12 protein-coding genes are annotated in these 14,718 nt (G+C 71.2%); 9 read left to right on the forward strand and 3 right to left on the reverse strand.

Going from position 1 to position 14,718, the window contains the following annotated elements; all coding sequences use genetic code 11:
- Window positions 1-67: 67 nt before the first annotated feature.
- Complete coding sequence (locus H976_RS0120930) at window positions 68-820, reverse strand: IclR family transcriptional regulator (protein WP_036227626.1); 753 nt, start codon at window positions 818-820, stop codon at window positions 68-70.
- A gap of 143 nt (window positions 821-963) precedes the next feature.
- Here H976_RS0120930 and H976_RS0120935 point away from each other — a divergent pair, with 143 nt between their 5' ends.
- The 6 genes from H976_RS0120935 to H976_RS0120960 are packed head-to-tail and all read left to right on the forward strand — an operon-like array spanning window position 964 to window position 9,325.
- On the forward strand, window positions 964-3,126 hold the full coding sequence (locus H976_RS0120935) for a malate synthase G (protein WP_027863118.1): 2,163 nt from the start codon (window positions 964-966) through the stop codon (window positions 3,124-3,126).
- Complete coding sequence (locus tag H976_RS0120940; protein WP_036227627.1) at window positions 3,126-3,548, forward strand: heme-binding protein; 423 nt, start codon at window positions 3,126-3,128, stop codon at window positions 3,546-3,548. Before H976_RS0120935 ends, H976_RS0120940 begins: the two co-directional genes overlap by 1 nt.
- Window positions 3,549-3,556: 8 nt before the next feature.
- Window positions 3,557-5,023: an FAD-linked oxidase C-terminal domain-containing protein gene (locus H976_RS0120945; RefSeq protein ID WP_051277231.1), complete on the forward strand. Its 1,467-nt coding sequence runs from the start codon at window positions 3,557-3,559 to the stop codon at window positions 5,021-5,023.
- Window positions 5,023-6,264: an FAD-binding oxidoreductase gene (locus tag H976_RS0120950; RefSeq protein WP_027863121.1), complete on the forward strand. Its 1,242-nt coding sequence runs from the start codon at window positions 5,023-5,025 to the stop codon at window positions 6,262-6,264. Before H976_RS0120945 ends, H976_RS0120950 begins: the two co-directional genes overlap by 1 nt.
- A complete protein-coding gene (gene glcF, locus H976_RS0120955; protein ID WP_051277233.1) occupies window positions 6,261-7,613 on the forward strand; it encodes a glycolate oxidase subunit GlcF in 1,353 nt (450 codons plus the stop codon). Before H976_RS0120950 ends, glcF begins: the two co-directional genes overlap by 4 nt.
- Window positions 7,614-7,636: 23 nt before the next feature.
- Window positions 7,637-9,325, forward strand: coding sequence for an L-lactate permease (locus tag H976_RS0120960; RefSeq protein ID WP_027863123.1), 1,689 nt, complete (start codon window positions 7,637-7,639; stop codon window positions 9,323-9,325).
- A gap of 114 nt (window positions 9,326-9,439) precedes the next feature.
- Here the strand turns inward: H976_RS0120960 and H976_RS0120965 are convergent, their stop codons facing one another.
- Window positions 9,440-10,228: an MBL fold metallo-hydrolase gene (locus tag H976_RS0120965; protein WP_051277235.1), complete on the reverse strand. Its 789-nt coding sequence runs from the start codon at window positions 10,226-10,228 to the stop codon at window positions 9,440-9,442.
- A gap of 122 nt (window positions 10,229-10,350) precedes the next feature.
- Between H976_RS0120965 and H976_RS0120970 the strand changes: the two genes are divergently transcribed.
- Window positions 10,351-11,742, forward strand: a complete 1,392-nt coding sequence (locus tag H976_RS0120970; protein ID WP_196804174.1) for an ATP-binding protein — start codon at window positions 10,351-10,353, stop codon at window positions 11,740-11,742.
- On the opposite strand, the gene H976_RS27765 is transcribed toward H976_RS0120970, so the two are convergent.
- A complete protein-coding gene (locus H976_RS27765; RefSeq protein WP_081683096.1) occupies window positions 11,717-13,756 on the reverse strand; it encodes a phage holin family protein in 2,040 nt (679 codons plus the stop codon). The two genes, H976_RS0120970 and H976_RS27765, sit on opposite strands and share 26 nt — an antisense overlap.
- Before the next feature lie 187 nt (window positions 13,757-13,943).
- Here H976_RS27765 and H976_RS27770 point away from each other — a divergent pair, with 187 nt between their 5' ends.
- Together H976_RS27770 and bfr are read left to right on the forward strand one after the other, a co-directional pair.
- Entirely contained in the window at window positions 13,944-14,183 is a 240-nt protein-coding gene (locus H976_RS27770) for a bacterioferritin-associated ferredoxin (protein WP_051277239.1), read from the forward strand.
- 10 nt (window positions 14,184-14,193) lie between these two features.
- Window positions 14,194-14,658, forward strand: coding sequence for a bacterioferritin (gene bfr / locus H976_RS0120985; RefSeq protein WP_231389009.1), 465 nt, complete (start codon window positions 14,194-14,196; stop codon window positions 14,656-14,658).
- Window positions 14,659-14,718 lie beyond the last annotated feature (60 nt).

Below are 14,718 nucleotides of genomic sequence, written 5' to 3' on the forward strand. Positions count from 1 at the left end.
TCACATGCTGCCACGCCGACGGCCGGGTATCTGGTGATTCAACCGATTCTTCGCGCCGTGGCGCGGCTCAGGACAGCTCGGCTCCCAGGCGGCGCGCGGCCTCCTGGAGCACGGGTACGGCGTGCACCAGCAGCTCGTCGCTCATCCGGGGTGCCGGTCCCGAGATCGACATCGCCAGCCGGGTCCGCGAACCCGGGACCGCGACCGCCACGCAGCGCACCCCGACCTCCTGCTCGCCCTCGTCCATGGCGTAGCCCCGGCCCCTGACCAGGGCGAGCTGGGCCAGCAGGTCGTCGGGATCGGTCAGGGTGTGCGGGGTGTGCCGCGGCAGGCCGGTGCGCGCGAGCAGCGCCCGGACCTCGGCGTCGGCGGAGAGGGCCAGCAGCGCCTTGCCGACGGCGGTGCAGTGGGGGAGGACCCGACGGCCGACCTCGGTGAACATCCGCATCGAGTGCCGGCCGGGTGCCTGGGCGACGTAGGCGACCTGGTCGCCGTCGAGCATCGCGAGGTTGGCGGTCTCGCCGATCTCGTCGACCAGGTGGCCCAGGTGCGGCTGCGCGACCGAGTCGAGCATGGCCGAGGAGCTCTCGGCCAGCAGGAAGAGGCGGGGTCCGAGGGCGTAGCGCCGGGAGGGCTCCTGGCGCAGGTAGCCCAGGTCCACGAGCGTGCGGGCGAGCCGGTGCAGGGTGGCCGGCGCCAGGCCGGAGGCCGCGGAGAGCTCGGAGATCGACATCGCCCCGCGCTGCGCCGCCACCAGCTCGAGCAGGCCGAAGGCGCGTTGCAGGGACTGAACCCCGCCCTTGGTGGGTACGTCGGTCATCAGGTGTCTCTCCCGCCCCGAGATTCCGCATGCCGGAACGTCATCAGCCTAGCGGCTCTTGACATGCGAGAACAGGATCGGAATGGTCGGTGACCGGGGCCACACCCAGTTCCACGATGCGGAAACCGCAGCAGAGGAGTGACATGGACCAGCGCGTTCAGATCGGCGGGCTCGGCGTCGCCGCCAGCCTGCACCGGTTCGTCGAGGAGGAGGCGCTCCCCGGCTCGGGGGTCGATCCGCAGACGTTCTGGTCGGGGCTCGACGCGATCGTGCACGACCTCGCGCCGCGCAACCGCGAGCTGCTGGCCCGGCGCGACGAGCTGCAGTCGCGTATCGACGACTGGCACCGCGAGCACCCGGGTGCTCCCGACGCGAGCTACCCCGACTTCCTGCGCGAGCTCGGCTACCTGCTCGACGAGCCGGGCGAGGTCTCGGTGACCACGTCCGACGTCGACGACGAGGTGGCCCGGATCGCCGGCCCGCAGCTCGTCGTACCCCTGCTGAACGCGCGGTTCGCGACCAACGCCGTCAACGCCCGCTGGGGGTCCTTGTACGACGCGCTCTACGGCTCCGACGTGGTCTCGCGCGAGGGTGACCTCGAGCCCGGTGAGGGCTACAACAAGGCCCGCGGTGACGAGGTCATCGCTCGCGGCCGCGCCCTGCTCGACGAGCACTTCCCGCTCGCCTCCGGCTCGCACGCTGACGCCTCGGCGTACGTCGTGGACGGCGAAGGCCTCGCAGTCACCGTCAAGGACGAGACGCTGCGTCTCGCCGATCCCGCCAGGCTCGTCGGCCACCGGGGTGATGCTGCATCACCCGAGGCGGTGCTCCTGGTCCATCACGGCCTGCACGTCGAGATCCAGGTCGACCGCGAGGACTCCGTGGGTGCCACCGACGGCGCCGGCGTCAAAGATCTGCTCGTGGAGGCCGCGGTCTCCACGATCATGGACCTCGAGGACTCCGTCGCGGCCGTCGACGCCGACGACAAGGTGCTCGGCTACCGCAACTGGAAGGCCCTGATGGAGGGCACGCTCGCCGAGGAGGTCACCAAGGGCGGGAAGACCTTCACCCGGGCGATGAACCCCGACCGCACCTACACCGGGCCCGACGGCGAGGACGTCACGCTGTCCGGGCGCTCGCTGTTGTTCATCCGCCAGGTCGGTCACCTGATGACCACCGACGCCGTGCTCGACCGCGACGGCAACGAGGTCCCCGAGGGCATCCTCGACGCGGTGATGACCGCGCTCGGCAGCCTGGCCGACCTGCACGGCCGCTCGGAGCTGGCCAATTCCCGCACCGGCTCGATGTACGTCGTGAAGCCCAAGATGCACGGTCCTGACGAGGTCGCCTTCGCCGTCGAGCTGTTCGGCCGGGTCGAGGAGCTGCTCGGGCTGCCGCGGCTGACCATCAAGGTCGGGATCATGGACGAGGAGCGGCGTACGACGCTCAACCTCAAGGCCTGCATCGCCGAGGCCCGCGAGCGGGTCGCCTTCATCAACACCGGGTTCCTCGATCGCACCGGCGACGAGATCCACACCTCGATGCTGGCCGGGCCGATGGTCCGCAAGAACGACATGAAGGGCGAGACCTGGATCTCGGCCTACGAGGACCTCAACGTCGACATCGGCCTCGAGTGCGGCCTGCTCGGCCGGGCGCAGATCGGCAAGGGCATGTGGGCGGCGCCGGACAGCCTGGCCGCGATGATGGAGGCCAAGATCGGTCATCCCGAGGCCGGCGCCAGCTGCGCCTGGGTGCCGTCGCCGACCGCCGCGACGCTGCACGCGCTGCACTACCACCAGGTCGACGTCCGCGCCCGCCAGGAGGAGCTCGCCGCCGGCGGTCGCCGGCGCGAGCGCGAGGAGCTGCTCCAGGTGCCGCTCGGTGACCCGTCGGCGTGGTCCGACGACGACCGGCAGCACGAGATCGACAACAACCTGCAGAGCCTGCTGGGGTACGTCGTCCGCTGGGTCGACTCGGGGGTCGGCTGCTCCAAGGTCCCTGACATCACCGGCGAGCCGCTCATGGAGGACCGGGCGACCTGTCGGATCTCCTCCCAGCACGTCGCCAACTGGCTGCACCACGGCGTGGTCGGCCCCGAGCAGGTCGAGGAGACCCTGCGCCGGATGGCCAAGGTGGTCGACGAGCAGAACAGCGGCGACTCGTCGTACACCCCGATGGCGCCGGCCTTCGACGGCGACGCCTTCCAGGCCGCCCGCGAGCTGGTCTTCGAGGGACTCGAGCAGCCGAGCGGCTACACGGAGCCGATCCTGCATCGCCACCGAGCACACAAGAAGGGGAACTCCTGATGGATCTCGAGACCGCCCGCACGATCATCGCCGGCGCCCGCGCGCACGGGCAGTCGGCCGGCTTCAAGCCGCTGACGGTCGTGGTGCTCGACGACGGGGGACACGTGGTCGCCGTCGAGCGCGAGGACGGCTCGTCGATGAAGCGCTTCGAGATCGGTTACGGCAAGGCCCACGGCGCGCTCTCGCTCGGCATGGGTTCCCGCTCGATCATGGGCCGCGCCGAGCAGCAGCCCTACTTCATCGCCGCGGTCACCTCGGCTGTCGGTGGCGCGCTGGTCCCGGTGCCCGGCGGGGTGCTCGTCAAGGACGCCGACGGCACCCTGCTCGGTGCGGTCGGGGTCACGGGGGACATCTCCGACAACGACGAAGCCGCGGCGGTCGCCGGCATCGAGGGTGCCGGACTCACGGCGCAGGCCGACTGAGGACTGCGATGCCCACCCCCGCACTCTCCGCCGTGGCCGCAGTCGCCGACCGGTTGCTGCCGGCCGACGGGGTCATCACCGACCACGCCCGGCTGCGGACCTACGAGTGCGACGGGCTGGCCCACTACCGGGTCACTCCGGCCCTGGTCGTCATCCCCGAGGACGCCGAGCAGCTGGCCGCCGTCGTACGCGCGTGTGCCGAGCAGGGCGTGCCGTTCGTGGCGCGCGGCTCGGGCACCGGTCTGTCCGGAGGAGCCCTGCCCCACGCGGAGGGCGTGCTGATCGTGACCTCCAAGATGCGCACCATCCACGCCGTACGACGTGACGACCAGCGTGCCGTCGTCGACCCGGGCGTGATCAACCTCGACGTCACCAAGGCGGCGACCCCCGAGGGCTACTACTACGCTCCCGACCCGTCCAGCCAGCAGATCTGCTCGATCGGCGGCAACGTCGCAGAGAACTCCGGTGGCGCCCACTGCCTGAAGTACGGCTTCACCACCAACCACGTCCTCGGTGCGGACTTCGTCACCGCCGACGGCGACACGGTGGCCCTGGGCGGGGCCGCGCCGGACAGCCCGGGCTACGACCTGCTCGGGGCCGTCGTCGGTTCGGAGGGGACGCTCGGCATCGTCACCTCGGTGACGGTTCGCCTGGTGCGGCTGCCCGAGGAGGTACGCACCCTGCTCGTCGGCTTCGAGAGCACCGACCATGCCGGTGCCGCCACGTCGGCGATCATCGCGGCCGGCATCGTGCCGGCGGCCGTCGAGATGATGGACGCCCTCGCCATCGAGGCGGCGGAGGCCGCAGTGCAGTGCAACTACCCCGAGGACGCAGGCGCCGTGCTCGTCATCGAGCTGGACGGTGCCGCGATCGAGGTCGAGCAGGAGTTCGCCGAGGTCGAGCGGCTGTGCCACGATAACGGCGCCTTCGAGCTGCGCGTCGCGACCGACCCGACCGAGCGCGCCCTGATCTGGCGAGGCCGCAAGTCCGCGTTCGCGGCCGTGGGCCGGATCAGTCCCGACTACATCGTCCAGGACGGCGTCATCCCTCGTACGGCGCTCCCGGAGGTGCTCAAGGCGATCTCCGACCTCTCCGGCACCTCGGGTGTCCGGGTCGCCAACGTCTTCCACGCCGGCGACGGCAACCTGCACCCGCTGGTGCTCTTCGACGACTCCGTGGAGGGAGCAGGCGACGCCGCCGAGAAGGTCAGCGGCGCGATCCTCGACCTCTGCATCGAGCACGGCGGATCGATCACCGGTGAGCACGGCGTGGGCATGGACAAGTCCAAGTACATGCCGCGGATGTACACCGACGAGGACCTCGACACCATGCAGCTGGTGCGCTGTGCCTTCGACCCGCAGTCGATCTCCAACCCAGGCAAGGTGTTCCCCACCCCACGGCTGTGCGGGGAGGTTCCCGGACGCAGGAAGGGCGCGCACCCGCTCCAGGAAGCCGGACTGGCGGAGGTGTTCTGATGGCGGCCACCACGCTGGACCGCACCGCCCGCGAGGCGGTCGCGTCAGCGTGCGCCGACGTCCGCGACTCCGAGCCGGCGGACCACGTGGGCGGTGTGGTGCCGGGTCTGGTTGCCCGGCCCGCGGACACCGACCAGGTCGCCGAGGTGCTCCGGGCCGCGGCAGCGCACGGCCTCACGGTCGTCCCGCGCGGGCGCGGCACCAAGCTGTCCTGGGGCCTCCCTCCGACGAGTGCCGACGTGCTGCTCGACGTGAGTGCCCTCGACCGGGTCGTGGGGCACGCGGCCGGCGACCTGATCGTGGTCACCCAGGCGGGGACGCGGCTGGCTGATCTCCAGCAGGTCGTGGGCGGTGGCGGCCAGCGTCTCGCGCTCGACGAGACGGTGTCGGGCGCCAGCATCGGGGGGACGCTGGCCACCAACGCGAGCGGTGCCCGCCGGGTCGCCACCGGGACTGCACGCGACCTGCTGATCGGCATCACCGTGGTCCGTGCCGACGGAGTGGTCGCCAAGGCGGGCGGCCGGGTGGTCAAGAACGTCGCCGGCTACGACCTCGGCAAGCTGCTGATCGGTTCGTTCGGCACCCTGGCCGTGATCACCGAGGCCGTCTTCCGGCTGCACCCGGTGCCGGTGGCGAGCCGGTGGGTGAGTGTCCCCGCGAGTGATCCCGCGCAGGCCCAGCAGGTCGTGCAGGCGGTGCTGCACGGCCAGGCCGTCCCGTCTGCGATCGAGGTCGAGTGGCCGGCCGACGGACAGGGAGCGGTGCACGTCCTGCTCGAGGGCCGCGAGGACGGTGTCGAGGGTCGAGCCGCCACCGTGCGGAGCCTGCTCGGCGAGGCGGCGACGGAATCGTCCGACGACCCGGCCGGCGGAGCGACGTACCCCTGGGACGACGGCGACACCTGCCTGAAGCTCACCTTCGTGCTCTCCGCCCTGGCCGACGTGCTGGAGACGGCGCGCGAGACGGGCCTGCACCTCCGTGGTTCGGCCGGTGCCGGCGTGGCCTACGCCGCCGTTCCCGAGGGCTCGTCCGTCGAGGCGGCGCAGGACGTCGTACGCCGGATCCGGGAGACCTGCACGCGCGCCGGGGGAAGTGCCGTCGTGCTCGACGCACCGGCCTCCGTGAAGGCAACCGTCGACCCGTGGGGACCGGTGCCCGCTCTCGACCTGATGCGCCGGGTCAAGGACCAGTTCGATGCCGACCACCGGCTCTCGCCGGGCCGATTCGTGGGAGAGATATGAGCGACCTGGGCGAGACCGGCAGCATCGTCGACCTCGGGACCCCCGTCGTCGGCGGAGCCTTCGACGAGCACCACCCACCCGACGCGGCGCTGGTCGGCGACTGCGTGCACTGCGGGTTCTGCCTGCCCACCTGCCCGACCTACGTGCTGTGGGGCGAGGAGATGGACTCGCCGCGCGGCCGGATCTACCTGATGAAGGAGGGTCTCGAGGGCGAGCCGATGACCGACTCGATGGTCTCGCACTTCGACGCCTGCCTCGGCTGCATGGCCTGCGTGACCGCGTGCCCGTCGGGGGTGCAGTACGACACCCTGATCGAGCAGACCCGCGCCCAGGTCGAGCGCCACCACGAACGGTCGGCGAAGGAGAAGGCCCTGCGTGGACTGGTGTTCTCGCTGTTTCCGCACCCCCGTCGGTTGCGCCTCCTGCGAGGCCCCCTGCGACTGCTGCAGGCCAGTGGGCTCGACCGGGCGCTGCGCCGCACCGGACTGCTCGAACGGCTGGCACCGCAGCTGGCCGCGATGGAGCGGCTGGCGCCCCGCCTCGGCAAGCCACAACCGCTCCCCGAGCGGATCCCCGGTGCCGGGCCGCGTCGTGCTGTGGTCGGCCTGCTCACCGGTTGCGTGCAGGGCGCCTTCTTCCCGGGCGTCAACGCCGCCACCGCGCGCGTGCTCCAGGCCGAGGGCTGCGACATCGTGGTGCCGAAGGCGCAGGGGTGCTGCGGTGCGCTGTCGGTGCACAACGGTCGCGAGCCGGAGGGACAGGACTACGCCCGCAAGCTCGTCGACACCTTCGAGCACTCGGGGGTGGAGTACGTCGTGGTGAACTCCGCTGGCTGCGGCTCCACGATGAAGGAGTACGCGCGTCTGCTGGCCGACGACCCGGCGTACGCCGACCGCGCGAGTGCCTTCGCCGAACGCGTGCGTGACGTCGCGGAGATCCTCGACGAGCTCGGCCCGGTGGCGACCCGGCACCCGCTGGAGATGACCATCGCCTACCACGACGCCTGCCACCTCGCCCACGCCCAGGGCGTGCGCGCCCAGCCGCGGCGGCTGCTCGAGGCGATCCCCGGCCTCGAGCTGCGGGAGATCGCCGAGTCGGAGATCTGCTGTGGCTCGGCGGGGATCTACAACATCCTCAACCCGGAGACCGCGGGCGAGCTCGGCGACCGCAAGGCGGCCAACGTGATCGCGACCGGAGCCGACGTGCTCGTCACCGCCAACCCGGGATGCCTGATGCAGGTGACCTCCGCCATCGAGCGGTCGGGCCACCCGATGGGGATGGCCCACACCGTCGAGGTCCTCGACGCCTCCATCCGCGGCCTCCCGGTCGCCACCCTGCTTCCCACCTGACCCATCCACCTCGGGAGAAACTGATGTTCCAGCAAGACCTGCAAGCGGTCGGCGACTCGCTGTTCCTGAGCGCGCTGTGCGGCGCCATCCCGTTCGTCACACTGCTCGTGCTGCTCGGTGGCCTGCGCCTCAAGGCGTGGCTGGCCGGCCTGATCTCGCTTGGCGTCGCGCTCGTGGTCGCGATCGTGCTGTTCAGCATGCCGGTCGGCCAGGCGCTGCTCGCCGGCACCGAGGGGGCGGCGTTCGGCTTCTTCCCGATCCTGTGGATCGTGCTCAACGCGATCTGGGTCTACAACCTGACGGTGACTTCGGGGCACTTCGACGTGCTGCGCCGCTCCTTCGGGTCGGTGAGCTCCGACCAGCGGGTGCAGGCGATCATCATCGCGTTCTGCTTCGGCGCCTTGCTCGAGGCGCTGGCCGGCTTCGGTACGCCGGTCGCGATCACCGTCGTGATGCTGATGGCGCTCGGCTTCCAGCCGCTGAAGGCTGCCGCGGTCGCGCTGATCGCGAACACCGCGCCGGTCGCGTTCGGCGCGTTGGCCACCCCGATCGTCACGCTCGCCACCGTGTCCTCTGGCGCGAGCAACGATCCCGGCCTGACGGTGGACACCCTCGGCTCGATGGTCGGTCGGCAGACCCCGATCCTCGCCGTCGTCGTACCGCTGATCCTCGTGTTCGTCGTCGACGGCCGTCGCGGCGTACGCCAGACCTGGCTGCCGGCCATCGTCTGCGGTGTCACCTTCGGGCTGGCGCAGTTCACCGCAGCCAACTACATCTCGGTGCCGCTCGCTGACATCGTCGCCGCCCTCGTGTCCGCCGCTGCGGTCGTGCTGCTGCTCCGCGTCTGGTCGCCGGCCGAGGTGCTCGCGGCCGAGGGGTCCGGGTCGAGCGTGCCGTCCGCCTCGAAGGTGTCCGCCGGTGCCGGTGGGGGCACGGCCGACGGCGCCGAGACGCCGGTCCGCGACAGCCGCGCCGACGTGGTGCGCGCCTACGCGCCGTACGCCGTGATCATCGCGATCTTCTCGATCGCCAACATCACCGCGGTCAAGGAAGCGCTCGCCAAGGAGCCGTGGACCTACAGCTTCGGCTGGCCGGGGCTCGACGTCTTCAACTCCAAGGGCGACCCGGTCGCCACCACCACCTTCGCCTTCAACTGGCTCCCTGCTGCCGGCACCCTGATGATCATCGCCGGCATCATCACGGCGATCATCCTGCGCATCAGCCCGGGGGAGGCCGTGCGGGCCTACGGCCGCACCTATGTCGAGCTGAGCTCCGCGATCGTCACCGTGATGGCCGTCCTCGCGCTCGCCTACGTGATGAACCTGTCCGGGCAGACCAGCTCCCTCGGCGCCTGGCTCGCCGGCGCGGGCGGCGCGTTCGCCATCCTGTCCCCGATCCTGGGCTGGATCGGAGTGGCCGTCACCGGCTCGGACACCTCCGCCAACGCGCTGTTCGGCGCCCTCCAGGTGCAGACCGCGAAGGAGGCCGGACTCGACCCGGTCCTGATGGCGGCCGCCAACTCCTCGGGCGGCGTGCTCGGCAAGATGATCAGCCCGCAGAACCTCGCCATCGCGGCCGCGGCAGTCGGCATGGCCGGCAAGGAGGGCGACATCTTCCGCAAGGTCATCGGCTGGAGCGTCGTACTGCTCGTGGTGATGTGCGTCATCGTCGGCCTGCAGTCCACCCCGGTGCTCGATTGGATGGTGCCGTAGGTAGGCCCGCGCCGTGACGGTTTGGCCGGGCGCCCGGCCAAACCTCCAGTGGAGGGGTGAAATTTCCACCCTCCACTCACGGTCCAGCCGGGCGCCCGGCCAAACTGCGGCCCCTCAAGCCCCCCTCGGCGACACCCGCACCTCGGTCGACGTACCCACCTCCAGCACGCGTACGTCGACCGACGGGGCTGTCGTGCGGGCGTGCTCGGCGAACTCGCGACCCGGCTCGTGGAAGACCCGCTTGCGGGCCCAGCCCATGCCGCGCGGCCAGAACGTTCCGTAGTGGATCGGGATCGCGACCTCGGCGTCGATCATGGGCAGGCACCCGGCGGCCTGCGCGGGATCCATGTGCTCGCCGCGCAGGTTGGGGCCCCACCCCCAGACCGGCAGCAGGGCGAGGTCGAGCTTCCCCGGGTAGAGCTCTCCCATGCCGTCGAAGACCGAGGTGTCGCCGGCGAAGTACGTGGTCCCGGCGCCCTGCACGACGTACCCCACTGCCTCCCCGCGCGGGCCGCCCCACGGCCAGCGCGTCGCGTCGTGCACCGCATGGACGACGTGCACGGTGGCGTCGCCGATCGGCACGACGTCGCCGGCGGACACCTCGACCGGTTCGACCGGGAGCTTCGCCAGCAGCCCGGCCGCGCCCTTCGGGATCAGCACCGGTGTGCCGGGGTCGAGCTGGGCCAGCGACGGCAGGTGGAGATGGTCCATGTGGAGGTGAGAGATGGCCACGGCGTCCAGCCGCGGCGGCGGGTGCGGCACCAGTCCGGCCCGGCGGTGCAGGTGCATCAGGGCGCCGGTGAGCAGGGGATCGGTGAGGATGCGCGCCCGGTCGTCGACGAGGACGGTGGCATGACCCCACCAGGTCACCCGGATGGAGCTGCTCGGCGGTTCAGCGTGCACGCTTGCGATTCTGGCCCCCCACCCCCAGCCGGAGTCTCACCTGTGTCAGGTGAGCCGCGCAGGGTGGGCCGCGGTCTACCTTCCACGGGCGTGGGCCGGTCGGCCCGGGGAGTGAGGGCACGATGCAGGAGCGCGAGGGGGAGTGCGGGCGCGAGGTCAGCTCGCTGGACGGCCGCACCTTCCAGGTCGACGACCTGGACGGTCCGGCGGTCGCCGGTGACCTCGTGATCCTGCACCCGGAGACGGGACGACGCGTGCTCGGCCAGGTCCTGCGCAAGCGGCGTACGGCGGACGCGACCGTGGGCGAGGGCGGCATTCTCGGTGTGCTCGGAGAGGACGGGGAGCTCGACACATCGCTGGTGGACCCCTTCGCCGGGGGGTGGGTCCAACAGGCACCGCACGACGTGTGGGCTGCGCTCGAGCGCAGCCGGGCAGCGAGGATGCGCATCGGCGTCTCGCAGTCCGGGCCGGCGATGTTGTCGGGTGCCTCGTTCAACCGGCACACGTTCCTGTGCGGCCAGTCGGGATCAGGGAAGTCCTACGCGCTCGGCGTGCTCATCGAGCAGCTGCTCATCGACACCGACCTGCCGATCGTCGTGCTCGACCCCAACGGCGACTTCGTCGGGCTGGGTACGACGGTCGAGGGGGCCGAGCCCGACGAGCGCAGGCGCATCGAGGAGGCCGACGTCCAGGTGTTCGGTGCGACGCCACTACCCGGGGCGCGACTGCTCCGGGTCCGGTTCAACGACCTCGGCACCGAGGCGAAGGCCGCGGTCCTCCAGCTCGACCCGCTGGTCGACCGGGGTGAGTACAACCTGCTGATCTCCCTGGCCACGGAGTTCCGCAGCGACGCCACCGACGCGGTCATCGCCCGGCTGCACGCCTCGGACCGGCCCGACGAGAAGAAGCTGGCCCAGCGCATCGAGAACCTCGGCGTGCTCGGGTGGGACGTGTGGGCGCGCGACAAGGAGCCCATCCTCGCCGCGCTCGACCCGCTGCCCCGCGCCACCGTCGTCGACGTGGGCGGGTTCCAGCACCCGCGCGAGCGCCTGGCTGTCGCGATGGCCATCCTCGACGACCTCTGGGCCCGGCGCGAGCAGCGGCAGCCGGTGCTGCTCGTGATCGACGAGGCCCACAACGTCTGCCCCGCTGATCCGGTGGACCCGATGGCGCGGGCGACCACCGACCGCCTCGTGCAGATCGCGAACGAGGGCCGCAAGTACGGCATCTGGCTCTTCCTCTGCACCCAGCGCCCCTCGCGGATCAGCCAGTCCGTGCTCGCCCAGTGCGACAACCTGGCGCTGATGCGGATGAACTCGCCGGGCGACCTGGCCGAGCTCGAGCAGCTTTTCGGGTTCGTGCCGCCGGAGATGCTGCGGCTGGCGCCGATGTTCCGCAAGGGGGAGTCGCTGATGTCCGGCGCCTTCGCACCGGCACCGACGTTCGTGCAGGTGCGCACACGGCGTACGCAGGAAGGCGGCGGCGACCTCAGGGTGCCGACGCCGGCGCGCTGACCGGCCCGTCCGCGGTCAGGTCGGTGCGGTGACCGAGGCGTTCGAGGATGGAGACCAGCACCTCGTGCAGCTGCTCGGCGCCATGGATCTCGAGCCCGGGCTCGACGAGATCGGTCGGGGCGACGAACGTCCCGCGGTCCTGCCACCCACCGAGGCCGCCGTGCGCGCCGACCAGGTCCTCGAAGGCCGAGACCTCCAGGCTCGAGGGGTCGACGGCGCTGTTGACGTAGATGTCCGGTGAGGTGGGCATCTCCACGGCGCGCAGCAGCACCCGGGCGGCGTGCGGCGCGAAGTCGCGCAGCGGGTCGAGCCCCGAGACCTCGTCGGGACGCAGCCGTCGGTAGCCGTCGGCCCCGATCACCACGGGTCCGTGCTCGCGACTGAGCACGGCGATGAACCCGATCCCCGGATGGGCCGCCAGTCCGGGGAGCAGGCGCGGCCACCGGACCTCGATGTCCTCCAGGGTGAGGCGCTCGTCCTGCGGCGCGTAGACGAGGCCGAGGTTGCCGGACCCCAGCACGACCAGGTCGTCGGTGGTGTTGGCGGTGCCCTGGCTCGAGTGCGACCTGAGCTTGGCTGCGGCCTTGCCGGCGGTCTGCTCGCGGACGCCCTTGTCGCCCGAGAGGTCGTCGAGCAGAGACTCGGCCCGCCCCCAGCTCTCGACGTTCTCCTCCAGCGAGAGCACCCCCTGACTGGTCAGCGTGCTGCACAGCTCGCCCAGCGTGGTCCCGTAGCGGTCGGCGAAGGGCGCGCCCTGCGACTGTCCGTGGTCGGAGAGCACCACGAAGTGGTAGCGACGCGGGCACTCGTGGGTGACCTCCTCCAGCACCGCCAGAGCCTGGTCGAGGCGGGTCAGCACCTCGAGCGACTCGAGCCGGGTGCCGCCCGCGTGGTGGGCCACCTCGTCGTAGTCGACGAAGTCGACGTAGATGCTCCGCGCTCCCCGCATCATCTGGTGGGCGACGATCGCGAGGTTGAGGTCACGCATCAACGCGTTGCTCACCGCGCGCAGCAGGGCGAAGGTCCACGACCGGTGCATCCGGGGTACGACGTTGCGGCGGTTCTGGCTCGCGGCCTGGAACCGCTCGCGCACCACCTCGGCCGTCGTACGCGCGATGCTGCGGGTGAAGCCGTCGGGGCGGGCGACGAAGCGGGCCACCGTGCGCCGGGTCTCGCGAGAACCACGACCGATGTTGACCTTGCTCATCGTCATCATGCTCAGCGGTGCGTCGCCGGAGAACAGGTTCGAGACCGACACCCCGTCGTCGGCCAGCAGGCCGCGGCCGTTGCTGGCCCGCGCCTCGATGACGGCGGCGTCGGCCGGACGGTTGGCGACCAGGACGCGGCCGAGCTCGCGGTCGTACCACCGGAACGCCGGCACCCGGTCGCAGGTGCCGTGCAGGATGCCCTGCTGGCTGGCCGGCGTCGTGCACGGCAGCTGCACCGTCCACTCGTCGAGCCGGTGGCTGCCCGAGCTCACCCACCGCGCCAGCGTCGGCATCGTGCCCGACTGCAGGGCCCAGTGCGCCACCGGGAAGGGAACGCCGTCCATCTGCACGAAGACGACCCCGTCGACCCCGGGATCGCTGACGGTGCCGGTCTTGTGACCGAATCGACGCAGGGCGGCGGTGAAGGCGTCGTCGTTGCCGGCGGTCGCCATCCAGGTCAGGACCGTGGCGATCGCCGCCGCGATCCAGGTGGCCGCGACCAGGGTCCAGAACGACGTCGCCTCGACCCCGGGCAGCACCAGGAGCGCGGCGTGCATGGCCACGGCCTGGCTGGTGATCGCGAGCAGAGCCACGGCCAGCCAGCCGATCGTCGTGGCGACGGCGATCAGGACGGGCCGGATGATGATGCCGAAGATGGCCGTGACCGCGGCCGCCGCGACCAGCTGCCACGGCGAGGAGGAGCTCAACCCGGGGAGCACGGCGGCCGCCGCGATGAGGGCCAGGGAGCTGATGGCCCAGGACAGGGCCATCCGGCCCAGGTCGGAAAGACGCAGCCTGGCTGACATGTGCCCAGTCTCGGCGGGCTCCCGGCCGGTGGGGTCACCCGAGCAGGGTGACCAGAGGTGACCGGAAGGTGACCCAGAACATGTCCCGGGTGGGGTGGCCAAGCCCTGACCTGCGTGGCACACTAAGGCAAGCCTTACCTATTGCCCCCTCTTGCCCTGTCCTCGACCAGCGACGTGGAGACTCACCGTGATCTTCTGCCACTGCGCCGTGGTCGGCGACCGCGAGGTCGCCGAGGCCGTCGCCGCCGGCGCGGACACGGTCGCCTCAGTGTGCAAGGCCACCGGCGCCGGCCAGCAGTGCGGCAGCTGCATCTTCTCCGTCCGTCGCGTGCTGTGCGACCATCAGGCCAAGGGCCAGGCCTCCGCCTCGGCCCCTGATCAGGGCCACCCAGCACCGGCGATCGGAGTACAAGTTGCAGCCAGTTAGCCCCCGCGTGGTGGAGCTCCTCAACGAGGCGCTCACCTTCGAGCTCACCGTGACCAACACGTACTTCCTGCACGCCCGGATGCTCGACAACTGGGGACTCTCCCGTCTGGGCAAGGTCTACTACGACCTGTCCATCGACGAGATGAAGGACGCCGACGCGCTGATCAACCGCATCCTGATGTTCGACGGGCACCCCAACGTGCAGCGCCTGAACAACATCGCGGTGGGGGAGCAGCCCGAGGAGATGCTGCGCCTGGCGCTCGACAGCGAGAAGGCGGCGGTGGCCCAGTTCAACGCGGCGGCCCAGGAGTGCCACGAGCTCGGCGACCACGGGACCGCGGCGGTCTTCGAGGAGATGGTCCGCGACGAGGAGACCCACGCCGACTGGTTCGAGAGCCAGATCGACGCCCTGGAGCGCGTCGGTGTCGCGCAGTACCTCGCCCAGCAGATCGACGCCGGCAGCTCGCCCGCCTGAACCTGCACTGCCGGCACTGGACCTCGCTCCTCCCCGGCTCGGGCCGGCTGGAAGACTGAC

Source organism: Marmoricola sp. URHB0036, assembly GCF_000426045.1.
In the GTDB taxonomy this organism is placed as follows: Bacteria; Actinomycetota; Actinomycetes; order Propionibacteriales; family Nocardioidaceae; genus Marmoricola.